Annotated in this window: 22 protein-coding genes; 9 read left to right on the top strand and 13 right to left on the bottom strand. The window is 60.4% G+C overall.

Annotated features, from left to right (window positions below; genetic code table 11):
• The first annotated feature begins 9 nt into the window (after positions 1-9).
• The 5 genes from xsc to ABWV79_RS19150 all read left to right on the top strand — a co-directional run bounded on the left by xsc (position 10) and on the right by ABWV79_RS19150 (position 7429).
• Positions 10-1788, top strand: coding sequence for a sulfoacetaldehyde acetyltransferase (xsc, locus tag ABWV79_RS19130; RefSeq protein WP_170355344.1), 1779 nt, complete (start codon positions 10-12; stop codon positions 1786-1788).
• Between the two features lie 5 nt (positions 1789-1793).
• Positions 1794-2807, top strand: coding sequence for a phosphate acetyltransferase (pta, locus tag ABWV79_RS19135; protein WP_353393977.1), 1014 nt, complete (start codon positions 1794-1796; stop codon positions 2805-2807).
• A 56-nt stretch (positions 2808-2863) separates the two neighbouring features.
• On the top strand, positions 2864-5710 hold the full coding sequence (locus tag ABWV79_RS19140) for a molybdopterin oxidoreductase family protein (RefSeq protein WP_353393980.1): 2847 nt from the start codon (positions 2864-2866) through the stop codon (positions 5708-5710).
• A gap of 97 nt (positions 5711-5807) precedes the next feature.
• Entirely contained in the window at positions 5808-6557 is a 750-nt protein-coding gene (locus ABWV79_RS19145) for a 4Fe-4S dicluster domain-containing protein (protein ID WP_170355347.1), read from the top strand.
• A complete protein-coding gene (locus tag ABWV79_RS19150; RefSeq protein ID WP_170754507.1) occupies positions 6557-7429 on the top strand; it encodes a dimethyl sulfoxide reductase anchor subunit family protein in 873 nt (290 codons plus the stop codon). Before ABWV79_RS19145 ends, ABWV79_RS19150 begins: the two co-directional genes overlap by 1 nt.
• A gap of 96 nt (positions 7430-7525) precedes the next feature.
• Here ABWV79_RS19150 and dapA read toward each other — a convergent pair whose 3' ends face one another.
• Entirely contained in the window at positions 7526-8398 is an 873-nt protein-coding gene (gene dapA, locus ABWV79_RS19155) for a 4-hydroxy-tetrahydrodipicolinate synthase (RefSeq protein ID WP_353393984.1), read from the bottom strand.
• A 133-nt stretch (positions 8399-8531) separates the two neighbouring features.
• Between dapA and ABWV79_RS19160 the strand changes: the two genes are divergently transcribed.
• Positions 8532-10496, top strand: a complete 1965-nt coding sequence (locus tag ABWV79_RS19160) for a lytic transglycosylase domain-containing protein (protein WP_353393986.1) — start codon at positions 8532-8534, stop codon at positions 10494-10496.
• Here ABWV79_RS19160 and ABWV79_RS19165 read toward each other — a convergent pair.
• The gene (locus tag ABWV79_RS19165; RefSeq protein ID WP_353393988.1) at positions 10470-11339 is read right to left on the bottom strand and encodes a DMT family transporter; all 870 of its coding nucleotides are present in this window, start codon (positions 11337-11339) and stop codon (positions 10470-10472) included. The genes ABWV79_RS19160 and ABWV79_RS19165 overlap by 27 nt on opposite strands.
• Positions 11336-12001 carry a tRNA (5-methylaminomethyl-2-thiouridine)(34)-methyltransferase MnmC2 gene (gene mnmC2, locus ABWV79_RS19170; RefSeq protein WP_353393990.1) on the bottom strand — a complete coding sequence of 222 codons (666 nt, stop codon included), beginning with the start codon at positions 11999-12001 and terminating at the stop codon, positions 11336-11338. The genes ABWV79_RS19165 and mnmC2 overlap by 4 nt, the downstream gene beginning before the upstream one ends.
• 55 nt (positions 12002-12056) lie before the next feature.
• Here mnmC2 and ABWV79_RS19175 point away from each other — a divergent pair, with 55 nt between their 5' ends.
• On the top strand, positions 12057-13091 hold the full coding sequence (locus ABWV79_RS19175; RefSeq protein WP_353393993.1) for an NAD(P)/FAD-dependent oxidoreductase: 1035 nt from the start codon (positions 12057-12059) through the stop codon (positions 13089-13091).
• Here ABWV79_RS19175 and ABWV79_RS19180 read toward each other — a convergent pair.
• The 5 genes from ABWV79_RS19180 to ABWV79_RS19200 all read right to left on the bottom strand — a co-directional run bounded on the left by ABWV79_RS19180 (position 13083) and on the right by ABWV79_RS19200 (position 16999).
• A complete protein-coding gene (locus ABWV79_RS19180) occupies positions 13083-13880 on the bottom strand; it encodes an HTD2 family dehydratase (protein ID WP_353393996.1) in 798 nt (265 codons plus the stop codon). The genes ABWV79_RS19175 and ABWV79_RS19180 overlap by 9 nt on opposite strands.
• Before the next feature lie 48 nt (positions 13881-13928).
• On the bottom strand, positions 13929-14471 hold the full coding sequence (locus ABWV79_RS19185) for an NADPH-dependent FMN reductase (RefSeq protein WP_209196763.1): 543 nt from the start codon (positions 14469-14471) through the stop codon (positions 13929-13931).
• Positions 14472-14593: 122 nt separating this feature from the next.
• Positions 14594-15256, bottom strand: coding sequence for a YiaD family glycine zipper/OmpA-like lipoprotein (locus ABWV79_RS19190; protein ID WP_353393998.1), 663 nt, complete (start codon positions 15254-15256; stop codon positions 14594-14596).
• 117 nt (positions 15257-15373) lie between these two features.
• Positions 15374-16066, bottom strand: coding sequence for a helix-turn-helix transcriptional regulator (locus ABWV79_RS19195; RefSeq protein ID WP_353394000.1), 693 nt, complete (start codon positions 16064-16066; stop codon positions 15374-15376).
• A 285-nt stretch (positions 16067-16351) separates the two neighbouring features.
• Positions 16352-16999, bottom strand: coding sequence for an RluA family pseudouridine synthase (locus ABWV79_RS19200; RefSeq protein WP_353394003.1), 648 nt, complete (start codon positions 16997-16999; stop codon positions 16352-16354).
• A gap of 95 nt (positions 17000-17094) precedes the next feature.
• On the opposite strand from ABWV79_RS19200, the gene ABWV79_RS19205 reads away from it, so the two are divergent.
• Together ABWV79_RS19205 and ABWV79_RS19210 are read left to right on the top strand one after the other, a co-directional pair.
• Positions 17095-17505, top strand: a complete 411-nt coding sequence (locus tag ABWV79_RS19205) for a nuclear transport factor 2 family protein (protein ID WP_170355358.1) — start codon at positions 17095-17097, stop codon at positions 17503-17505.
• A 1-nt stretch (position 17506) separates the two neighbouring features.
• Positions 17507-18211, top strand: a complete 705-nt coding sequence (locus ABWV79_RS19210) for an SGNH/GDSL hydrolase family protein (protein ID WP_353394005.1) — start codon at positions 17507-17509, stop codon at positions 18209-18211.
• Here ABWV79_RS19210 and rarD read toward each other — a convergent pair.
• From rarD to ABWV79_RS19235, 5 genes are all read right to left on the bottom strand, one after another.
• A complete protein-coding gene (rarD, locus tag ABWV79_RS19215) occupies positions 18202-19107 on the bottom strand; it encodes an EamA family transporter RarD (RefSeq protein ID WP_353394007.1) in 906 nt (301 codons plus the stop codon). The genes ABWV79_RS19210 and rarD overlap by 10 nt on opposite strands.
• Positions 19108-19361: 254 nt before the next feature.
• Positions 19362-21815, bottom strand: coding sequence for a GcvT family protein (locus ABWV79_RS19220; RefSeq protein WP_353394009.1), 2454 nt, complete (start codon positions 21813-21815; stop codon positions 19362-19364).
• An 89-nt stretch (positions 21816-21904) separates the two neighbouring features.
• Positions 21905-22849, bottom strand: a complete 945-nt coding sequence (locus ABWV79_RS19225; RefSeq protein ID WP_353394011.1) for a GlxA family transcriptional regulator — start codon at positions 22847-22849, stop codon at positions 21905-21907.
• A gap of 4 nt (positions 22850-22853) precedes the next feature.
• Positions 22854-23747 carry a homocysteine S-methyltransferase family protein gene (locus tag ABWV79_RS19230; protein ID WP_170754534.1) on the bottom strand — a complete coding sequence of 298 codons (894 nt, stop codon included), beginning with the start codon at positions 23745-23747 and terminating at the stop codon, positions 22854-22856.
• Between the two features lie 14 nt (positions 23748-23761).
• The gene (locus tag ABWV79_RS19235; RefSeq protein WP_353394013.1) at positions 23762-24814 is read right to left on the bottom strand and encodes a zinc-binding dehydrogenase; all 1053 of its coding nucleotides are present in this window, start codon (positions 24812-24814) and stop codon (positions 23762-23764) included.
• Between the last annotated feature and the right edge of the window lie 2 nt (positions 24815-24816).

Here is a 24816-nt window from a genome sequence, read left to right on the forward strand (position 1 = left end):
ATCACTCAGATGAAAATGACCACGGAAGAGGCCTTTGTTAAGGTTCTGCAAATGCACGGGATCGAACATGCGTTCGGGATCATTGGCTCGGCCATGATGCCGATCTCGGATTTGTTTCCCAAGGCGGGGATCATGTTCTGGGACTGCGCGCACGAGGGCAGCGCCGGCATGATGGCCGACGGCTATACCCGCGCCACCGGCAAGATGTCGATGATGATCGCGCAGAACGGCCCCGGTATCACCAACTTTGTCACCGCCGTCAAAACCGCCTATTGGAACCACACCCCGCTGCTGCTGGTCACGCCGCAGGCCGCGAACAAGACCATCGGTCAGGGTGGTTTCCAGGAAGTCGAGCAGATGAAACTGTTCGAAGACATGGTCGCCTATCAGGAAGAGGTCCGCGACCCGACCCGCGTGTGCGAGGTTCTGAACCGCGTGATCATGCAGGCCAAACGCGCCAGCGCCCCCGCGCAGCTGAACATCCCGCGTGACATGTGGACCCAGGTCATCGACGTGGACCTTCCCGCGATTGTGGAATTCGAGCGTCCCTCGGGCGGCGAAAGCGCCGTGGCGCAGGCGGCCGAGCTGCTGTCGAACGCCAAGAATCCAGTGATCCTGAACGGTGCGGGCGTGGTTCTGTCCGAAGGCGGCATCGAAGCGTCGAAAGACCTGGCCGAGCGTCTGGATGCGCCGGTATGTGTCGGCTACCAGCACAATGACGCCTTCCCCGGCTCGCACCCGCTGTTCGCTGGCCCGCTGGGCTATAACGGTTCAAAGGCGGGTATGGAGCTGATTAGCGAGGCCGATGTGGTTCTGTGCCTCGGCACCCGTCTGAACCCGTTCTCGACACTGCCGGGCTACGGCATGGAATATTGGCCGGCGGATGCCAAGATCATTCAGGTCGACATCAACCCGGATAGGATCGGCCTGACCAAAAAGGTCTCGGTTGGCATCATCGGCGATGCGGCCAAGGTGGCCAATGGCATTCTGGCAAATCTCAGCGACACAGCTGGCGACGCCGGTCGCGATGAGCGCAAGGCGAAAATCGCTCAGAAGAAATCCGCTTGGGCGCAGCAACTGTCCAGCATGGACCACGAGGATGACGATCCAGGCACCACATGGAACCAGCGCGCTCGCGCAGCCAAGCCCGACTGGATGAGCCCCCGCATGGCGTGGCGCGCGATCCAGTCCGCCCTGCCGAAAGAGGCGATCATCTCGTCCGATATCGGCAACAACTGCGCCATCGGCAACGCCTATCCGTCCTTCGAGGATGGCCGCAAATATCTGGCCCCCGGCCTCTTCGGCCCCTGCGGCTATGGCCTGCCGTCGATCATGGGTGCCAAGATCGGCTGCCCGGATGTGCCGGTTGTCGGCTTTGCGGGTGACGGTGCCTTTGGCATCGCGGTCAACGAACTGACCGCCATTGGGCGCGAAGAATGGCCCGCGATTACCCAGATCGTCTTCCGCAACTATCAGTGGGGGGCCGAAAAACGGAACTCGACCCTGTGGTTCGACGATAACTTCGTAGGCACCGAGCTGGACACCAAGGTCTCTTACGCCGGTATCGCGCAGGCGTGCGGCTTGAAAGGCGTGGTGGCACGCACCATGGACGAGCTGACAGCAGCCCTGAACCAAGCCATCGAAGACCAGAAGAACGGCATCACCACCCTGATCGAAGCCATGATCAACCAGGAACTGGGTGAGCCCTTCCGCCGCGACGCGATGAAGAAACCGGTGGCCGTTGCAGGCGTCACCGCCGATGACATGACCCCGCAGGCCGGGGCGTAATCCGCGTGAAGCCTCTGCGCGCCATTCTCGGGACTGCAAGCGCGTCGGACAAGATCATCGCCCTGTCCGAGGGCGACGATCCCCGCGTTGTCGAAGGGGCCGTCAAGGCCGTGAAAGAGAATGTTGCGCGGATCATACTGATCGGAGACAGGGCCGAGGTTTCGGCCCTTCTCAGCGCACACGAGGGATATGACCCGGATTGGATCGACATTCATGATCCGGCCACCTCTGACCTGACGCCCGGCCTTGCGCAGGCCCTGTATGAGCGGCGCAAGCACAAAGGCTTGACGCTGGATGAGGCGCGCCAGCAGATTACAAACCGCCTGACCTATGCTGCCATGCTGGTGCAACAGGACATCGCCGACGGCACGGTCGGCGGCGCGGTCGAGACCACGTCGGACACTGTGCGCGCTGCGTTGCAGATCATTGGGACCGGGCCCGAGACGGCGATGGTGTCCAGCTTCTTCCTAATGCTGTTTTGTCAGGACCATCACGACGTCAAAGGCGCCCGCATCTTCGCCGATTGCGGTCTGGTCGTGGACCCCAACGCGCAAGAGATGGCGGAAATCGCCCGTGCCTCGGCCGATTCCTACACGACCCTGACCGGCGATACGGCGCGCGTAGCGATGCTGTCCTTCTCCACCTCGGGCAGCGCAGAACATCCCAAAGTGTCCAAAGTCGTCGAGGCCACCCAGATCGCACGCGCCAAGGACCCAACCCTGCTGATCGACGGAGAGCTGCAATTCGACGCCGCCTTCGTTCCCGAAGTCGCCGCTACCAAGGCCACAGAGTCGCCGCTCAAGGGTGAGGCAAATGTCTTTGTCTTCCCCAGCCTGAATGCTGGGAACCTCGGCTATAAAATCGCCCAGCGAATCGGCGGCGTCGAGGCGATCGGCCCTGTACTACAGGGGCTGGCGAAACCCGCAAACGACCTGTCGCGCGGCTGTTCGTCCGAAGACATCCTGCACATGATCGCCGTCACCGCCGTTCAGGCGCAACACAATGATGCCGGGACATAAGTCGTCCTAAGGCGTGAAAACGAAAAAATTATTCCGATTTTTCTCAAAACGTGGGAATGATCGGGTCGCAAGCTGAAAAGGGGGCGCATTTGAACCAGCCAGTGATCGACACCTCGCCCAAGGTTTCCGACGAGGTCCGCAAGACCACCTGCTACATGTGCGCCTGCCGCTGCGGCATCAACGTCCACATGAAGGACGGCAAGGTTGCCTATATCGAAGGCAACCGCGACCACCCAGTGAACAAGGGCGTTCTGTGCGCAAAAGGCAGCGCCGGGATCATGCAGGTCAACGCGCCCTCGCGCCTGCGCAAACCGCTGCGCCGGGTCGGCCCACGCGGATCGGGCGAATTCCGCGAGATCGAGTGGGACGAGGCGATCAGCACTGCCGTCGGCTGGCTGAACGAGCTGCACGAAACCGCCCCGCAGAAACTGGCCTTTTTCACCGGCCGCGACCAGAGCCAGTCCTTCACCAGCTTCTGGGCGCAGAATTTCGGCACGCCCAACTATGCGGCCCATGGCGGGTTCTGCTCGGTCAACATGGCGGCGGGTGGCATCTATACGATGGGCGGCGCGTTCTGGGAATTCGGCCAGCCCGATTGGGACCATACCAAGCTGTTCATGCTGTTTGGCGTGGCCGAGGACCACGACAGCAACCCGATCAAGATGGGCATCGGCAAGATCAAGGCACGCGGCGCGCGGGTGATCGGGGTGAACCCGATCCGCTCGGGCTATAACGCGGTGGCCGACGATTGGGTCGGGATCACGCCCGGCACCGACGGCATGTTCATCCTGTCGCTGATTCATGTGCTGATGAAAGCGGGCAAGATCGACCTCGACTATCTCAGCCGCTACACCAATGCACCGGTTCTGGTGAACGCCGCCGACGGTCCGGATAAGGGCTTGTTCCTGCGCGACGCCGACGGCAAGCCTCTGGTCATCGACCGCGTGACGGGAGAACCCACCGCCTTTGACAAACCCGGCGTCCGTCCGGACCTGTCAGCGACCTATGACAAAGACGGTGTTACCCACCGCCCGGTCTTCCACCTGATGGCCGAGAAATACCTGTCCGACGAGCACGCACCTGAAAACGTGGCCGACCGCTGCGGCATCCCCGCCCAACGCATCCGCGCCATCGCGGCCGAGATTGCCCGCGTCGCCTTTGACGAGGCCATCGAACTGGACCACGAATGGACCGACTTCCGGGGCGAAAAACACTCCAAAATGACCGGCCGCCCTGTCAGCTTCCACGCCATGCGCGGGATTTCGGCCCATGCCAACGGCTTCCAAACCTGCCGCGCCCTGCACGTGCTGCAAATTCTTCTGGGTACGGTCGAAGTCCCCGGAGGCTTCCGCTTCAAGCCGCCCTACCCCAAACCGGTCGAGGCGCACCCCACCCCGCACGGCGACCGCCGCCCCGGTCGCCCACTGGAAGGCCCGCATCTGGGCTTCCCACGCGGCCCCGAAGACCTGCTGCTGGACGAAAACGGAACGGCCCAGCGCATCGACAAAGCGTTCACCTGGGAAAACCCGATGTCGGCCCATGGGCTGATGCATATGGTGATCTCGAACGCCGCCGCCGGTGATCCTTACAAGATCGACACGCTGTTCATGTATATGGCGAACATGTCGTGGAACTCCTCCATGAACACCAAGGGCGTGATGGAGATGCTGTCGGCCAAAACCGAAGACGGCAAATATGTCATCCCCAAGATCATCTACTCGGATGCCTATTCCTCGGAAATGGTCGCCTATGCCGACCTGATCTTGCCCGACACCACCTATCTGGAACGGCACGACTGTATCTCGCTGCTGGACCGCCCGATCTGCGAGGCCGACGCCGCAGCAGACGCCATCCGCTGGCCCGTGGTGGAACCCGACCGCGATGTGCGCGGGTTCCAGTCGGTTCTGATCGAACTGGCAAACCGCATGAGCCTCCCGGGCTTCACAAACGAAGACGGCACGCCCAAATGGAAAGACTACGCCGACTACATCGTCAACCACGAACGCAAGCCCGGCATCGGACCGCTGGCCGGGTTCCGGGGCGAGGATGGCGATAAAGAAGGGCGCGGAGCGGTCAATCCAGACCAGCTGACCCGCTATATAGACAATGGCGGCTTCTATGTGGCCCACATCCCCGAAAGCGCAGATTACTACAAACCGTGGAACACGGCCTATCAGGATTGGGCGGTCAGCATGGGCCTCTATGACAGCCCTCAACCCTACCTGTTCCAGCTCTACTCCGAGCCGATGCGCAAATTCCAGCTGGCCGCTGAAGGGCATGGGGACCGCCAGCCCCCCGAGCACCTGCGCAAACGCCTCAAGGACACGATGGACCCGTTGCCGATCTGGTACGAAACCGACCAGCAGGGCAACGAAGGATTCACCGTCAACGCCCTGACGCAACGCCCCATGGCGATGTACCACTCATGGGGCACCCAAAACGCATGGCTACGTCAGCTGCACGGTCGCAATCCGCTCTACGTGCCCACGAAACTGATGCGTAAACACGGGCTGGAAGACGGCGACTGGGCCAAAGTCACCTCGCCCCACGGTGAGATCACTGTGCCGGTGATGGAGATGGCCGCGCTCAACGACAACACCGTCTGGACGTGGAATGCAATCGGCAAACGCAAAGGCGCATGGGCCTTGCAGGAAAACGCGCCCGAGGCGACCAAGGGCTTCTTGCTGAACCACCTGATCCACGAACTTCTCCCCCCCAAAGGTGACGGCATGCGCTGGGCCAATTCTGACCCGATCACCGGTCAGGCCGCATGGTTCGACCTCAAGGTCAAACTCGAAAAAGCCGCCCCGCCCTCGGACGCCCAAAGCCAGCCGGAATTCGATCCGATCCAGTCCCCCGTCGGCACCGGCCCCAAGGACTTGGCATGGAAGGTGGGCAAATGACCCGATCCGGTCTTCGTCTGGCCAAAAATACCTCGGGGAGCGCGAGGGGCTGGCCCCTCGCTCCTGTCTTCCCCACCAACGCAGAGGCACGGCAATCATGACCCAGCTTCCCCAATCCACGGACCGCAAAATGGGCCTGGTCATCGACCTCGACACCTGCGTCGGTTGCCATGCCTGCGTGATCTCATGCAAAGGCTGGAACACCGAAAACTACGGCGCACCATTGTCGGATCAGGACGCCTATGGAGCCGACCCGTCGGGCACATTCCTCAACCGGGTACATTCCTACGAGGTGCAACCCGCCGACGGTCATGCCCAACTCATCCACTTCCCCAAGTCCTGCCTGCATTGCGAGGACGCCCCCTGCGTCACCGTCTGCCCCACCGGGGCCAGCTATAAACGGGTCGAGGACGGGATCGTTCTGGTCAATGAAAGCGACTGCATCGGTTGCGGGTTGTGCGCATGGTCCTGCCCCTATGGCGCGCGGGAACTGGATGCGGCCGAAGGCGTGATGAAGAAATGCACACTCTGCGTCGACCGCATCTATAATGAGAACCTCCCCGAGGTGGACCGCGTGCCGTCTTGCGTGCGTACCTGCCCCGCCGGTGCCCGCCATTTCGGAGACCTTGGCGACCCCAATAGCGATGTCAGCAAACTGGTAGCCGAACGTGAAGGCATGGATCTGATGCCTGAGATGGGCACCAAACCTGTTAACAAATACCTGCCTCCACGCCCCAAAGATCAGATTGAGGAGCAGATCGACATTCTCGCCCCCCTTCTGGCCCCTGTAGCCGAAGAGCCGAAAGGGTTCCTTGGCTGGCTCGATAAAGCACTGGAGAAGCTCTGATGCATCCGGCCCCTTCTGTCATCATCTTTACCACCCTCTCAGGCCTGGGCTTCGGTCTTCTGTTCTTTTTGGGTCTGGGAGTACCTGACGTCTCGGGCTGGGTGGCGTTTGTTTTCTTTTTGATCGCATATGCGTTGTCAGTCGGCGGTTTGATGGCCTCGACTTTCCACCTTGGCCACCCCGAACGCGCGTGGAAGGCGTTTACACAGTGGCGGTCAAGCTGGCTCAGCCGTGAAGGCTGGTGTGCCGTGATCGCTTTGATCGTGATGGGGCTTTATGCGCTTGGGGTCGTTTTCGCAGGTCAACGCTGGAGTGCCTTAGGTCTATTGGGCGCGGCTTTCTCATTGGCCACGGTTTTCACGACCTCGATGATTTACACCCAACTTAAGACAATCCCGCGCTGGAACATGGCGCTGACACCGGCGATGTTTCTGAGCTTCAGCTTGGCGGGTGGCGCGTTGCTGGCCGGACAAACCACAGTTTCCATCATACTTCTTGTGGTCGCCGCTACAATTCAAGCGCTGTATTGGTGGCGTGGGGATACTGCCTTGGCCCGCTCCGGCACCGATATCGGTACAGCCACGGGTTTAGGATCACGTGGTGACGTCAGAGCGTTTGAACCGCCGCACACCGGTACGAACTATCTGCTGCGCGAGTTCGTGCATGTGGTTGGCCGCAAACATGCTGAGAAACTTCGTATCATTTCTTTTGTGCTGGCATTCATGGCACCGGTGTTGTTCTTACTGCTGCCGTTCAGCCATGCCTTTGCCGCCGTCGCGGTCTTGTCCCATATCGCAGGTGTTGCCACGTCACGTTGGCTGTTCTTCGCGCAGGCGGAACACGTCGTGGGGCTGTATTACGGCAAACGCTGATGGAGGGGGCCGGCCCCCTCCTTGGCCTTTAAGGCCAATTCCTCCCCCGAGGTATTTGTAGCCAGATGAAGAACGGATCCGGATGGAAGCGCGGTTTTACAACAGGCCTGCGTGTTTCATGGCTGCTTCGATCGCGGCTTTGGTACTGTCTTCCAGTTCGGTCAGCGGCGAGCGCACTTCGGGGCTGCACAGGCCCAGTTTGCTAAGCGCGTATTTGGCGCCCACAAGGCCGGGCTCGATGAAGATGGCTTCGTGCAGGGGCATCAGGCGGTCCTGATACGCAAGCGCCTTGGTATAATCGCCGTTCAGAGTGGCCTGCTGGAATTCGGCGCAGAGCTTGGGTGCCACGTTTGCAGTGACCGAGATACAGCCGACGCCGCCATGGGCGTTGAAACCCAGCGCAGTGGCGTCCTCGCCCGATAGCTGGCAGAATTCCGAGCCGCAGGACGCGCGTTGCTGGCTGACCCGAGCGATATCGCCTGTGGCATCTTTGACACCCACGATGCGCGGTAGCTTAGCCAACTCACCCATGGTTTCGGGTGTCATGTCGATGACCGAGCGGCCGGGAATGTTGTAGATGATGATCGGGATATCCGCGCATTCATGCAGGGCGCGGAAGTGTTCGATCAGCCCTTTTTGCGTCGGCTTGTTGTAGTAGGGTGTCACAACAAGTGCCGCATCCGCGCCAACTGTCTGTGCGAACTGCACAAAGCGGATTGCTTCGACAGTATTATTCGATCCAGCCCCCGCAATCACTGGCACGCGACCGGCGGTTGCCTTGACCACCTCGGCCACGACGGTTTCGTGTTCTTCGTGGCTGAGTGTGGGGCTTTCACCCGTCGTGCCCACAGGGACCAATCCGGTCGAGCCTTCCTGAATGTGCCACTCGACCAAGCGTTTGAGCGTATCCAAGTCCAACGCGCCGTTAGTGAACGGAGTGACGAGGGCTGGCATTGAGCCTTTGAACATGACACGCTCCTTGGTGTGCGGTTAGTGTTTTTTGCCTCGCGGGTCATCACAATCTTTGCGATGTGTGTTGATCCCGACGATGCAAGCTTTATCCTGAATGGCTCTATCCTTGGTTGGTTGGGAAATGCAAGGCATGACACGCGTTCTGGCGCTTTTGACGGCTGTGATTCTGGTTTCATTCGGGCAGGCAAGGGCCGACGCGGTGGGCGACCTGCGCGCGGGTCTTTACGAGATGCGCAAAGGCGATTGGAACGCCGCCCTGCGCGAATCTGGTGCCCGAGGGTCGGTATCGCGCGACATTATAGTATGGCACTGGTTGCGCGAAGGCTTCGGGACTTCAGGCGATGTGTTGGTTTTTCTGGACCGACGCCCCGATTGGCCCGGCCTCGCATGGCTGCGACGCAAGAGCGAGCCAGCCTTTACCGGAGCTAATCCGGATCGCGTCGAGAAATTCTATACAGACGTTCCACCTCAGACTGCCGAGGGTGCGTTGAATTATGCTGTGGCGCTGAAGGCCAAGGGGCGGTCGGGGGATGCCGAGGCTGATATCGTGGCCGCCTGGCGGACCATGCCGATGGGGTCCGGACTGCAAAAGAACTATCTTGAGAACTTTGGATCGTTACTGAAACCTCATCACGCGGCGCGGCTGGACCGGATGCTGTGGGACGGTCATCTGGTTAGCGCTGGCCAGATGTTGCCTTTGGTCAGTACCGATCAGCGTAAACTGGCCGAGGCGCGAATTGCATTGCAAAAGCGGCAACCGGGTGTCGATGGCAAGGTCGCTGCGGTTCCGAAATCACTGGCGGACGCACCGGGGCTGGCCTTTGACCGCTTTGTCTGGCGCGACAAGAAAGAGCTGGACGACAGTGCAATTGACCTGATGCTGGCGCGTTCCACCGGGCCGGATGCGTTGGGGGAACCCGACAAATGGGCCGAAGGCCGTCGCCGTCTGGCGCGGCTTGAGATGCGCAATGGTAGCGCCTCAAAAGCCTACAAGATTGCAGCGAACCACCATATGACGCCTGAGATGGGCTATGGCTATGCCGATCTGGAATGGCTGGCCGGATTTCTGGCGCTGCGGAAACTGAACGACCCTGGCACGGCGGTGCGCCATTTCCAGAACTTCTCGGATGCAGTTGCGTCCCCTATTTCGAAGGGGCGCGGCGGCTATTGGCTGGGGCGGGCCTACGCGGCCCAGGGGGATGCGGACAAGGCTTATGAAGCTTATGCGATGGGGGCTGACTACCAGACCTCATTCTATGGCTTGCTGGCGGCGGAACGGATCGGTCGACCCTTTGACAGTGAATTGGCCAGCCCACGCCGAGCCCCGCATTGGAAACAGGCAGGATTTGCCGATTCCAGCGTGCTGGAAGCGGGTCTGCTGCTGCTGCGTGCAGGCGAGGACAACCTTTCAGAACGCTTCTTGACCCACTTGGTCGAAGATCTGGACGACACGCAGGCCAACCAATTGGGTGATCTGGCGATCGAGCTGAAACAGCCACATCTGGCAGTGATGATTGCCAAACGAGCGGCAAAAACCGGTGTCGTGCTGCCCGCTGCGTACTATCCGGTGCATCCGGTTGCCGATCTTGGCCTACCAATGGCGAAGGAAATGACGCTGGCCATCGCCCGCCGAGAAAGCGAGTTTGATCCGGTCGTCATCAGCGGTGCAGGCGCACGTGGATTGATGCAGGTGATGCCCGCAACCGCTCAGTTGGTCGCCAAGAACATGGGGATTCTCAGCGGGCACAAGACCTCGAGCCTGACATCGGACTGGCAGTACAATGCCAAGCTGGGTGCGAACTACCTGTCTAGTCTGGCCGAGGATTTCAACGGCAACGTGGTGATGATGGCCGCAGGCTATAACGCTGGACCACGCAGGCCGATCTCGTGGATGGATCGGTATGGCGACCCGCGTGCAGGTGAAATCGACATGGTCGACTGGATTGAGACTATCCCGTTCAGCGAGACCCGGAACTATGTGATGCGCGTCGCCGAAAGCCTGCCGGTTTACCGCGCACGGCTTGGGCGGCCCGCCTTGCCTGTCCCGTTTTCGCAAGAACTCACGGGGTCAACTCTGGCGGCGTTCGCGCCATAGGGTGAACAGCCCCGCCGCAATCACCAGCGCGGCCCCGGCTACAACTGCGGGCCGCAGCGATTCTCCGAAGACCGAGATGCCAAGGATTGCGCTCCACATCAGGTGGAAATAGGCAAAGGGCTGCACGGCACTGGCCTCGGCCATCTCATAGCACTTGATCAGCAGCCAGTGACCCAGAACGCCGCTGAGACACAAAAGACCCATCCAAAGCCAGTCGCCGCCAACCATTGGCTCCCAAAACCACAGGCCAATCACAGTCATGGCAACGGCCCCGGCAATACCGGTCCAGAAGAAGCTGGTCGCGGTGCTGTCACGTCGTGCTGCGTATCGGGTCAGCAAGCCATAGACGGCGAACATCAGGGCCGAGATCAGTGGGATCACCGCCCACGGATTGAACACGCCCATGCCCGGCTGCAGGATGATCAGAACCCCGACGCACCCCACTCCAATTGCCGACCAACGCCGCCATCCAACCTTTTCGCCCAGTACCGGCCCGCTGAGTGCCGCAATCAGCAGGGGATAACAGATGAAAACCGCCTGGCTTTCGATCAACCCAAGGATGGTAAAGGCATAAACCGCGACGCAGACCTCTCCGGCCAACAGAACACCGCGCAGGATTTGCAGCCCCAACTGACTGGTTCTTGCAGTGGCCGCGATCCCTCCGGGTGTGTGCAGGGCCAGTGCGATGACAAACGCCGCGAAGAACCAATAGCGGATCATGACGACCATGTAGGTGTTATATGTCCCTGCCAAATGGCGCGAGATTCCGTCCTGCAAGGCGAATACCACTGTGGCCGAAATCATCAGCGCGATGCCCGCGCGGGTGTTGTTTTGCTGACTCATGATTTGGCGGCGCGGGTCATATGGCGTTTGCGGCCGAAACCCGGCGCGCGGGTGACAGCAAAGCCCGCATCCTCAAGCCCGCGACGCACAAACCCTGCGGCAGTATAAGTCGCTGCCGTTCCGTCTTTGGCGGTATGGTCAAATACCTGTTGCATCAGGTCAGCACCCCAAAGTTCGGGGTTCTTGGCGGGGGAAAACCCGTCCAGAAACCATGCATCCGCAAGGCCCTGCCACGCAGGCAGGGCTTGCCGGGCATCGCCTTCGATGACCTCAAGGCGCAGAGTGTCCAAATCGCAAATGCCTCCCTGCCATGTAGCCAGAAACCGTTCGGCCCATGGGGCCAATTCGGGAAAGGCGGCCAAGGCACGGGACATGTCATCGCGGACCATTGGGTAGGCCTCGAAACTGGTGAAGGTCAGCGGAGTCGTCTGGCCCGATTTTTCCCAAGCAGACCAGACCGTCAGCATGTTCAGACCGGTGCCGAAACCTAGCTCGGCAATGCGAAATCCCGGCGCAAACCGTGCAGGCAGATCATTGCCCGCCAGAAAAACATGCCACGTTTCCTCCAGCCCATTCTGGAGCGAGAAATAGGGGTCATCGAAACGGTCCGAGACGGGGATCTGCCCGTCCCGCCATGTCAGTTCGGCACGCTGGTCTGCCATCGGGGAATCCTGTAGCTAAGCGGCGCGACACTGAACAAGGAAATGAGGTTTGGCAATGGTCGATGTGACGGTGCGAGGTGCAGGTATCTTTGGCCTGTCCATCGCTTGGACCTGCGCCCGGCGCGGCGCCAAGGTGCAGGTGGTCGACCCGTTCAGCCCCGGCGCAGGCTCTAGCGGCGGGCTAGTGGGTGCGCTGGCCCCGCATGTGCCCGAGAACTGGAACGCTAAGAAAGCCTTTCAATTCGACAGCCTGATAATGGCCGAACCGTTCTGGAAACAGGTCGAGGCGACAGGAGGCGTGTCGCCCGGCTATGCCCGGTCAGGTCGCCTGCAACCCATTGCCGATCAACGCAGCTTGGACCTTGCCTACGCGAGAGCAGGGACGGCACAAGACTTGTGGCAAGGCCATGCCGAATGGCGCGTGGTCAAAACCTCGGAGATCGGTGCTTGGTGCCCGCCCAGCCCCACCGATTTCGTCATTCACGACACGCTCAGCGCGCGGATGCACCCCAGACGGGCCTGTGCCGCACTGGTCGCCGCGTTAGAGGTGATGGACGTGCACGTTCAGGCGGAAGCGCCTGACAAAGGTCAGGTTATCCACGCCACCGGGTTGGCCGGGCTGCAAGCACTGAGCGGCGCTTTCGGAAAGACAGTCGGCAACGGCGTCAAAGGACAGGCCGCCCTGCTGCGATTTGATGCGGGTAACGTTCCACAACTTTTTGCAGACGCCATTCATTTCGTTCCTCATGCGGACGGAACGCTGGCGATCGGTTCAACTTCGGAACGAGAGTATGACGATCCAACCAGTACGGACGCTGCGCTGGACGATGTGTTGGAACGCGCCATGCGGGCGGTGCCGGTGCTGCATGGGGCCGAAGTGATCGAACGATGGGCCGGCGTCCGCCCTCGCAGCAAAAGTCGTGCACCGATGCTGGGGGCACATCCTTTGTATCAGGGGCAGTTCATTGCCAATGGAGGGTTCAAGATCGGCTTTGGCATGGCCCCGAAAGTCGCTGAGGTGATGGCCGATCTGGTGTTGGAAGAACGCGATACCATCCCCGATGATTTCAGGCCCGAAGCCTCACTCTGAACGGGGCACGGCCTGCGCGCTCATACATTGGCGTCCGTCCGGGCCACGCACCCACATATCCGCGCCGTTCCGACACAAAACCGCCTGCTCGAAATGCATCAAAGGCGAAGAGGCCCGGAAAGAAAACTGCGCCAACGGGCCAATCTGATCCTGCGCGAACAACATCAACAGTTGCGCCAGCAGGGGGCCGTGAACAACCAGCCCGTCATAGCCTTCGACTTCGCGGGCATAATCCAGATCATAGTGTATTCGGTGCCCGTTGAACGTCAGCGCCGAATAGCGAAACAGCACTGTCGAATCGAAATCGACCTCCCGCCGATGCGTTTCATCCAAGCGTGCTTGAGGTGCGACAGGCCGGACAACATTCGCCGAGGGGTCTTCGCGGTAAACCAAATCCTGCCGTTCCGTCAGGCAAAGCGCTCCGTTCTGGTGGAATTCGTGACGTAGAGTGACAAACCCAAGCGGGCCGCTGCGTCCAGCCTTAACCTCGGAGCTTTCGCAAACCGTCCGCTTCTCGGCCTGCGCTCCTGCTGTTAGCGGCGTATGAAACTCCAACCGTCCCCCGGCCCACATACGGCGCGGCAGGCCCATGTCGGGGATCAGCCCGCCGACTTTTGGGTGCCCGTCGCGCCCCAGCTGATCTGGGGTCTGTGGAGACCAGAAATACAGGTGATGAAAAAATGGTGGCAACTCGGACCCGGCTGCTACACTTGGCTTTTGACCCAGCGTTGCCTGCAATGCGGTGGCACGCGCCGGGTCCAGAGTGTCAGTCAGGATATCCTCGGTCATAAGAAAACCCTAAGCAGCGCGCCTGTACAGAACAAGCCATCAGGGCTTTCAAAGACCCGCTTCCGCCCGCAATTTCTGCATCAGGGTCCGCAGGGCACTTTCATAGCGCTCGCTGACCAGTTTGCCGTGTTCGTCGAATTCGTTCGAACTGTCAGCCAAATGGATTTCCGGGCCCTGCAGGATGCGCGGCTGGAACGGAACCATATAGCCGCGCAAAACCATTTGCGCGCGCTCCCCACCGGCCCGTCCGGCGGCCGCAGACATAACGGCGACAGGCTTGTCAGCCCAGGGACGACCCTTGGTACGGCTGACCCAATCCAGCGCGTTTTTCAGTACGCCAGACGGCCCCTTGTTGTATTCCGGGGTCGAGATGATCACTGCATCGGCCTGCGCGATCTGATCCGCAAGCACCTGAACGGCGGCGGGAATACCCTCGCCTTCTTCCAGATCGCCGTCGTAAAGCGGCAGATTAAGGTCTGCCTCGATATGGGTGGCGGGTTCGAACAGCCGGGCGGCCTCGCGCAGCAGTTTACGGTTGGTCGCGCTTTCGCGAAGTGAGCCGGAAAGGCTCAGAAGGATCGGTTCGGACATTGGGAAACTCCGTTGCGTGTTCCCCAATACGTAGCGCGGCTTTGTCGTGGACCAAAGCCCACCTGACGCGCAGTCAATGTGCGCAAAAGGGCGCCAAAAGGCGCCCTGTTCGGTCAATGTGATCAGTTGGGGATGATCTCGATATCGACCCGACGGTTCTGCGCCTTGCCCGCAGCGGTCAGGTTCGATGCAGCAGGACGACTTTCGCCCAGACCAATGGTCGAGATCCGCGCGCCATTCACGCCATTCGCTTGCAGAATATCCGCGACCGAGCGCGCGCGACGTTCGGACAGGCCCTGATTATACGAGGCCTCGCCATCGCTGTCGGTGTGGCCGATAACCTGCACGTTCGAATTGGGATAGCGCGTCAAGTTCTGACCCACCTTCACCAGATCGGCCCGTAACGCCGGACGCACGGTCGCGCTGTCGGTGTTGAAAGTAATGTCGTTGGGCACGGTCACGATCAGGCGGTTGCCTGCGTTCACAATAGTAATGCCGTCATTGGCCAGTTGCTGCCGCAGCTCTGCCGCTTGCTGGTCCAGCTGATTACCAATGATTCCACCGCCTGCTGCGCCGATTGCGGCACCGGCCACGGCACCCAGAAGCGGGTCCGAGTCGTTGGCAATCGCCCCAACGCCCGCGCCAACAATACTGCCCAGAATTGCACCTTGCTTGGCGTTCTGGTTCGGATCGGCCGGAAGGATCAGGGTACCGGGGTCCGTACAAGCACCCAGAAACATGGCCGAGCACAGCCCGGCGGTTACAAAAAACTTGGAAATCGTCATGAATTCACCTTCTGCTCTGGACCTGTTTTTTAGGTCCATGTTGTTTGAGGCAGTATATCGTGCCTAGTGCAGGCGGGCTCAAGCAACAATGCGGTGATATGGGCAGTTACTCGCCGTCTAATGGGCTTTTGGTCCAGTCTCCCATTGGTTTTGTTCCTGCCAGATGGCGCGCAACGGCTCTCCCTGACCGCAAAAATGGTCATCTATCAGTTCGCAGGCCCAGATTCGATCCGTGCGGAAGTGGCGAAACCCGCTACGAAGCTCGCACCAGGCGACCAGCATGGTGCATTCTATGTGATAAATCAGAGCGACAGGCCGCACGACACGTTCGGTTTTTTCCTCTTGGGCATTGATGTAGGTGATGCGAATCTTGCGCTCGGCGCGGATGGCCTCTCGGTAGTTCACAACGGGGATACAGCCCTTGTCGGGATCGTCGATCGGTGCGCCCCACGGCGCCACCTGCAACCAGTCCGCAGGCGCGCGCAGTGCCTCGATCTTGCGGCACACCCGGTCGGCAGCCTGTTGCAACGTACTGTCCCCGGTGCGGGCCAACATTGACAGGCCAACCCACAGCGCCTCAACTTCTTCGGCGTCGAAATTCAGGGGCGGCAGGTCATACCCGCGCCGCATCATGTAGCCGACCCCTGCTTCGCCCTCAATCGGAGTGCGTTGCGCCTGAAGTGCCGCGATGTCGCGATACACCGTACGCACCGAAACTTCGAGCTTTTCGGCCAGCACCTCGGCTGTGACCGGCGCGTCGGTGGCGCGCAGGATCTGGATGATTTCAAACAAACGGGTCGAGCGACGCATGGCGGTCTCCGGAGTTTTTCTGCTGACACCTTAGCACACCCCCCTGACAAGGTGGTGTCAGTAGTGATGCGCCAGATTGGATCACCAACACAGGAGATCCGCCATGCCAAGCCGCGACAATCACGTCATGATGACACTGCAACTTGGGCGTTGGTCGCAGGACCACAACCTGCGGGCGTTTGAAATCGAACGCGAACTCATGTCCACTCGACAACCCTGCGCCCCGCGGCGACGAATTAGGCGGTTTTCGCTTGGAAATTTGAAACTGCTCTGGACCGGGACGGCTTAGAAATCCGCCACGGCGCGGAACTTCATCGACGCGCCGCCATCGGGGCTTTTCAACCTTAGCTCTTCGGAATGCAGCATCAGTCGCGGATAGTCCCGCGCTGGCCCTTCCGCGTAAAAGGGATCGCCCAGAATGGCATGACCCAGCGATTGCATGTGCACGCGCAACTGGTGCGAGCGACCGGATTTCGGAAACAGACGGATACGTGTCGTCTCACCCTCATGTTTCACCACACGCCAGTCGGTTACGGCGGGTTTTCCGGTCTCGTGGCACACCATCTGACGGGGGCGGTTGGGCCAGTCGACAATCAATGGCAGATCGACAGTGCCGGTCTTGTCCTCAACCTTCCCCCAAACGCGGGCGATATAAGTCTTGCGGGTCTGGCGCTTTTCGAACTGCATACTCAGATGACGCTGCGCATGCGACGTCTGCGCAAACACCATCACGCCCGATGTATCCCGATCCAGCCGATGCACCAGCAGCGCCTGAGGGAACACCGCTTGCACACGGGTCAGCAAGCAGTCGGCCAGATGCTCTCCGCGTCCTGGCACTGACAACAGACCCGAGGGTTTATTGACCACAATCAATTGCGCATCTTCGTGCAGCACATCCAGTGGGGTCAGAGGGGGATTATAGGCGTCGTTCATGCGCGTCTGCCTATCTTACCGCGCCCCCTCCCGCAACGTCGTCCTTGCCTGCTCGGAGCGGTTCGGCAAGTCTGTTCCAAAGCGGAGGAGAACAAATGCACCCAACAATCGAGCGTATGCAAGAGGTCGTCGCAAAGGGCGATGAAACCCTGATCCTTGAGTTGCTGGCCGAGGACGTGCGTTTTTCGCCCCCCACCTATTTCAGCACATGGACCGGGCGCGAACCCGTGGCGGCCGTGCTAGGGCATGTGGGGCAGGTGTTTTCTGATTTCCATTATCGCCGGATCATGGGGGACGGCAAAGATTGGGCGCTGGAGTTTCAGTGCAAGATCGGTGATTTGGATGCGGTTGGCGTTGACCTGATCACGCTAAACGATGACGGGCTGATCCAGGATTTCGAGGTCGTCATGCGCCCCTACAAAAGCGTTGGCGCCCTGCGCGAAGCGATGATGTCGCGCGTTATGACCGACGCGCGGTTCCTCAAGTTCAAAGACGCTCTAAGCTGATATGCCTCTCGCCGCTGATCAACTTTTACGGGTTCCCCTGTTGCCCGTGCTGGCGGCACAGGGGCTTTCCGTACGCCGGAACGCGCGGTTCCTGCCCGAACCCTCAGGTCCACGTGAAGGGCGAGAAGGGCGCGGTCCCCGGTTGCGTCTTCTGATTGCCGGGGACAGTTCAGCTGCTGGTGTCGGCGCAGGCACTCAATCACAAGCGTTATCGGGGTGTCTGGTCCGAGAGCTGTCTCGCCACTACGCTGTAGAGTGGCGGTTAGAGGCGACAACCGGGCACACGACGCTGGACACGATCGAACGCCTGCAGGCTTTGAACGGGCAATTCGACATGGCGGTGACCGCTCTGGGCGTCAACGACGTCACGCGGGCTGTTTCCCAAAGGGTTTTCATGGAACGGCAGTCGCGGCTGCTTGCGTTGCTGACGGGTAAGCTGGGCGCGCGGCGCGTTGTTGTAACCGCCGTACCACACATGAACCGCTTCCCCGCGTTGCCCCAACCACTGGCCTGGGTCCTGGGCCAACAAGCCGCCCGGTTGGATCTTGGGTTGCGAGATGTCGTGGAAAGTTGCGCTCAGGCACGACATCTCACTCTCGATCTGCCGGACGACCCGGCACTTGCGGCACCTGACGGGTATCATCCAAGCCCGAAAGCCTATGCCGTATGGGCGGCAGAGGCCGCGCGCCTATTGCGTCAGGCCTGAGCCCGTATCTGCCGGATCATCGGGATCGAATACACGACCAAAGCCGTCCAGATCAGCGGGAAAGCGATCATGCGGCCCCGGTCAATCTGCTCGCCGAACACACCTATGGCGGTGATGAAGATCATGGTGGGCGCGATGTATTGCAGGATGCCCATCGTCGACAACCGCACCAGTTTGGCCCCGTTTGCATAGACCAACAATGGCACAGCCGTCACGATCCCAGCACAGGCCAGCAGCAAGGTGTCCGTAAGCCCCATGCCAAAATGCCCTGTGCCCTTCACGCCAAGCAAGGTGACATACATCAGGGCTGGAATCAGCAGGATCAGCACCTCAAGCAAAAAACCCTGATTGGGCCCGATGGGCAAAGACCGTTTGAAAAACGCATAAAACCCCCAGCTGACCATCAGACCCAACGCAGGCCACGGCAAGCTGCCTGCTTCGACGACCAGCACCAGCACCCCCAGCGCCGCAATCGCCACCGCCGCCAATTGTGTCTTGGTCAAAGGCTCTCGCAACAACACCGCGCCCAAGGCGATGCTGAACAGCGGGTTGATGTAGTACCCCAGCGCCGCATCCAACGCCCGGTCATTGGCAATCGCCCACACATAAATGGCCCAATTCACCGAGATCAGCGCAGCCGTCAAACACGCCATGCCCAGCATTTTCGGGTTCACCAGCGCCGCTTTCAGATCCCGCGTCCGCCCCAAGGCCACCAGCAGCAACCCCGCCACCGGCACTGACCAGATGATCCGGTGCGAGACAATCTCGATCGGCCCGACATGCGCCATGGCTTTCATATAGAGCGGCAAGAATCCCCACAAAACATAGGCTGTGACAGCCAATATCAACCCCTTGGGCGTGTCTGCGGCATTCTGTGGGATGGGTGTGTTTGCCACGGCGGGTCTCCGATTGATATCGGACTCTCTACGGCAAACCTCTGCCCTATGAAAACCACGAAAACTGTGAAGCCGGCCATCAGGAATTCTGATACGTCACATGTTTGAAACCAAACCAACATGCGAGGCTCTGCCTCGCGCTCCGAGATGTTTTTGGCCAGATGAAGTACGGAACCTGCACTTCATCTGGCTTCAAATACCTCGGGGGAGTCGCGGCTTGCCGCGGCGGGGGCAGCGCCCCCTTTTCCCGCGTTTCAGACTTTTACGCGTTCCGATTTGGGATCGTACATCGGTTTCAGTGAGGCTTCGGCTTTGACCTTCACGCCACAGACGTCGATCTCATAGCTAGAGGCCAGGACATCGGCAGCCTTTTCACCCGCGCAGGGCACATAGCCTAGGCCGATGGCCGCGCCCAGCGTGTGGCCATAATTGCCTGAACTCAGGTAGCCCACATATTCGCCATCGCGCAGGATAGGTTCATTGTGGAACAACAGCGGCTCAGAGTCGGTCAGTTTGAACTGAACCAACCGGCTTTGCGGTCCGCTTTCTTTACGGGCAATAACCGCCTCACGACCGATGAAATCACTACCCTTGTCGGTTTTCACGGCAAAACCCAACCCGGCATCAACTACATGATCCTCACAGGTGATGTCGTGGCCGAAATGGCGGAATCCCTTCTCGATCCGGCAAGAGTCCATCATATGCATCCCGCAGAGTTTCAGACCCATATCTTGCCCGGCCTCGTAAAGGGTTTCGAACACGTGGCCCGCCATGTCGGAGGAGACGTAGATCTCCCACCCCAGCTCGCCCACATAGGTGACGCGGTGCGCCCGGGCGAGGCCCATGCCCATCTCGATCTCTTGCGCTGTGCCAAACGGGTTGGCCGCGTTCGAGAAATCAGCGGACGAGACTTTTTGCAGCAACCCGCGTGCGTTTGGGCCCATGACGGCCAGAACGCCCTCGCCTGCCGTGACATCGGTGATGACCACGTTGAACCCACCCGCGTGGCGTTGCATCCAGGTTTGATCGGCCAAGCGCGTGGCTGCGGGGGTGACCACCAGATAGGCTGTCTCGGTCAGGCGGGTGACGGTCACGTCCGCTTCGATCCCGCCCGCGCGGTTCAGGAATTGAGTGTAGACAATCTTGCCATTGGGCACTGAGTAATCGCCACCTCCAATGTAGCTCATGAACGCCTCGGCATCCGGCCCTTCGACGCGGATTTTGCCGAAGGACGACATGTCATACATGCCCACATTCTCGCGCACCGCACGGTGTTCGGCAGCGGAGTTTTCGAACCAGTTCTGGCGTTTCCAGCTATAGTGGTACTCGCGTTCCTGACCTGCGTTGGCGAACCAATTGGCGCGCTCCCACCCGGCCAGTTCACCCATGACGGCACCGTGTTCCAGCAGGTGATGGTGGAATGGTGTGCGCCGCACGCCGCGCGCGGTGGCTTTCTGACGGTACGGGTAGTGGTCGGCATAAAGCAGGCCCAGCGTTTCCTTGGACCGTTCGAACAGATACTTCTTGTTGCCCTGAAACGGCTGCATCCGGCTGATATCCACATCGCCCAGATCAAACGGTTTCTCGCCGCTGTCCATCCACTCGGCCAGCGCCATACCCGCGCCTCCGGCAGATTGGATACCGATCGAGTTGAACCCGGCCGCGACCCAGACATTGTCCATCTCAGGCGCGAGGCCCAGATGATAAGCATCGTCGGGCGTGAAGGATTCCGGCCCGTTGAAGAAGGTATGAATCCCCGCCTCGGCCAGCATCGGCATCCGGTTTACTGCCGCCTCAAGGATCGGCTCGAAGTGGTCGAAATCCTCGGGTAGTTGGTCGAACTCGAAACTGTCGGGGATGCCCTCCATGGCCCATGGCTTCGCGTTGGGTTCAAACGCGCCCAGCAAGATTTTGCCCGCGTCTTCCTTGTAATAGGCGCACTCATCCGGCACGCGCAGAACCGGCAGCTGGGTCAGGCCGTCAATGCCTTCGGTAACGATATAGAAATGCTCACACGCGTGCAGCGGGACGTTCACGCCCGCCATTCGACCGACCTCATGCCCCCACATACCGGCGCAGTTCACCACCATATCGCATTCGATATGACCCGAGGCGCTGCCGTCATCGGCAACCCAGTCGACGCCCGTGACCGTGCGCCCCTGTTTGACGATATCGGTGACTTTCACCCGTTCCTTGACGATCCCGCCGCGTTGCCGCGCGCCCTTGGCCAGCGCCAGTGCAATATTGGCCGGGTCGCCCTGCCCGTCCAGCGGCAGATAGACCGCGCCCTTGACGTCTTCGACATTCAGATGCGGGTACATCTCTTTGACGCGCTCGTTCGAGATTTCTTCGACCTCGACCCCAAAGGCGCGGGCCATGGCGGCCTGACGGTAGATCTCTTCCTTACGCTCCTCGGTCAGCGCCACGGTGATCGAACCGCAGCGTTTGAACCCGGTGGCCACGCCGGTCTCTTCTTCGAGCGAGCCGTACAGTTCCTGCGAATACTTCGCCAGTTTGGTCATGTTCGCCGTCGCCCGCAGCTGCGCGATCAGACCCGCCGCGTGCCATGTGGTGCCGCTGGTCAGCTGCTTGCGCTCCAGCAGAACGACATCACTCCAGCCCTTCTTAGTCAGGTGATATGCGACCGAGCATCCGATAACGCCGCCGCCGATAATGACCACTCGGGCCTTTTGGGGAAGATCAACCATCCTGAAATCTCCGCGCTGTCAGGTTTGGGCCAAAATGCCACGGAAGATCGACAACAAATGCGCCAAAAGCGTCACAAAATCGGTAATTTTCACCGATGTGTCGCGCGCTTTTCGCGACGAAGAACAAAGGGCGTGACGCCGAAAAAGCTTTTGTAAACAGACGAAAACCCGTTCGGGAACCCGCAGGCCAGGCCGATCTCGCGCACGCTCATGGTGGTGTTGAGAAGCAGGTTGTTGGCCTTGGCCAGCCGCATCTCGCGGTAGAACCCGTTGGGGGTGGTGCCGAAGAAGGTCTTGAACTTGCGCTCCAACGAGCGGTTGGACAGATGCAGTTCCTCGACGATCTGATGGATCGGCAGAGGGTCCTCGATATTGGCCTGCATCAGCTTGATACACTGGTCCAGCTTGGCATCCCCGGTGGCGGTCAGACGTGTGCCGGAAAACGGCTGCATCGAGGAGAAATCGCGGATGTTCTCGTGCAGCATAATATCGGCCACGGTCATCTTGGCTGGCCCCGAGATGTGTCGGCCGATCACAGACAAAGCCACATCCGTCGTCGCCTCCATCCCCGCACAGGTGACAACGGCGCCTTGCTGTGTGGCGATGGAGAGCTTGGCCTCGAACCGGGCGCCGCGTTCGCGCAAGAACGAGGCGTTTTCCCAATGGGTTGCCATATCCTCGGTGCCGTGTTCGTCGATATAGCGGCTGGCGGCTTCAGCCAGCAAAAACACCTGTGCGCCACGATATGTGTAGTCTGACGCCACGCGGCCCAGCGAAAGGTCGGGATGGTCAGGGTCGGTATTGCCGATGACAAACAGGTAATCCGCCTTGGGCTGGGTGCTGACAGCCTCGGTCTGGATCATCGCATCGCTGCTGGAATGGATCGGTCCACCCTTCAGGGATTTATACGCATAGGTAAAGGGCGGATGCGGACAAACGCGATTGGCCAGCCGCAGCACCTCGACCAGCGACGCCAGTTCCAGCAGCACATAGCCGGGGGCGACGAGGATATCGAAATGCTGCTGACCCGCCATCGCCCTAGACGATCCGGTGTCGGGCGGCGTGCAGCGCGTGGGCCAGCGCTTCGATATGATCGGGGCCGACCTCGCAGCAGCCGCCGACGATGGTGGCACCGTGTTCGACCCAGGACATGGCGAAATCGGCATAGGCTTCGGGGGTCAGGTCATGACGTTCTTGCAGCGCATCGACGGTGGGGGCGTCTTCCAAAAACCCTTGTGTGATGCCGGTAAAGCCATTGGCATAGGCCCCGTAAGGGCGGCCCATCGTTTCAAGGATCATCAGTGCGGGCATCACCGATTCCGGGCGGGTACAGTTGATCAGAACCGCATCGGGCGCGAAGCGATCGACCAGAGGCGCGACCTGCGCCAGATGCTCGCCCGAACGCAGGCGGGTGCCGTCATTATCCATCACTGACAGCGCCAGCCAGACGGGTTTGGTTGCGCTTTCCGTCCCGCGCAACGCGCCTTCGGCCTCTTGCAGGGACGAGACGGTTTCCAGCAGGAATAGGTCCACCCGGTCGTTCATCAGACCGACCAGCTCGGCATATTTCAAGGCCGCGTCTTCCACATCGGGCTTCAGGTCGGGCCGGTATGAGGCCAGAAGCGGCCCCAGTGCCCCTGCGATCCGCCCGCTCGAGGGCGGCCGCGCGCGTTCTGCCTGTGTCAGCGCCGAGTCGATCAGGGCGGGCAGTTGATCCTCGATCCCTTCGCGCACCAAGCGCGAGCGGTGGACGGCATAGGTGTTCGTAGTCGCCACCGTCGCGCCACGGCGGAAGTAATCGGCATGGACTTGCCCCACCAGTTCGGGCTGATCTATCATCACGCGCGTTGACCACAAAGGCGTGGGCTTTTCGCCACCGCGCTTGACCAGTTCCTGCCCGATCGAGCCGTCCAACAGGGTGATATCCGCCATAGCCTTACCTTTCCTCAGGGAATGAGAACCAGTTTTCCCGCAAATGCTTTGGACTGAAAGTCCTCTTGCGCTTCGGCGATATCTCTTAGCGGATAGGTTTTTGAGATCAAAGGTTTGATCCGGCCTGCGTTCATAAGTTCGACCAATCGTCCGAAAACCTCGAAGGCCTGATGGGTGCAGCCGTGGATGGTGATGTCGCGCAAATAGATATCGCGCAGATCGGCCTGAACGATGGGGCCGGCGATGGCACCAGATACCGCATACTGCCCGCCGGGTTTCAGCGACAGGATCAGGTTGGGCCACGCGGGACCGCCGACGACGTCGATCACCACATCGAACATGTCTTTCGGCAAGGGCGCGTTACGGTCAAACGTATCCGTTGCCCCTTGATCTTTGACCACATCGGCTTTGGCTGGGCTGGTTACACCCCACACGGTCGCTCCGCGTAGCCGGGCAAGTTGCACAGCAGCCAGACCGACCCCGCCCGAAGCTCCGGTGATTAAAACCTTGTGGCCTGCAGTCACGCCTGCGCGGGTCAGCAGGTTTTCCGCCGTGCCAAAAGCACAGGGGATGGCAGCGATCTCGGCATCCGACAGCGGAGAGGCTGACACATCGTACAAATCCGACGCCTCGACCAGACAATATTGCGCGAAGGCCCCGTCAATCTCGGACCCGAGCGCGATGAACCCGGTCGGATTGCCGGGGCGTGGGCGCGGCAGGTTGATCGGGCAGGTGACGCGCTGACCGGGTTGGAACCCAGTCTCGGGTCCGGCAAGCTCAACGATGCCGCACAGATCGCCGCCCTGAATGCGCGGGAAGTGTAACGCACCGCCCCAGCCGCCCGCGTCAACCTCCTGATCCACCGCATCCGTCGCACCGGTAATGTCTGAGGAATACCAGCCGACACGTGTGTTGATATCGGTGTTGTTGACCCCAGCTGCCGCGACCCGAACCAGCACCTGACCGGGCCCGGATTGTGGCACCGGGATATCCGCGCGCCACTCCAGCGCCTCTGGCCCGCCGTGGCGGGTCAGGTGAACGCCCTGCATGACGCGCGGAACAGCCATGG

It is taken from the genome of Ruegeria sp. HU-ET01832, from assembly GCF_040371315.1.
Taxonomy (GTDB): domain Bacteria; phylum Pseudomonadota; class Alphaproteobacteria; order Rhodobacterales; family Rhodobacteraceae; genus Ruegeria; species Ruegeria lacuscaerulensis_A.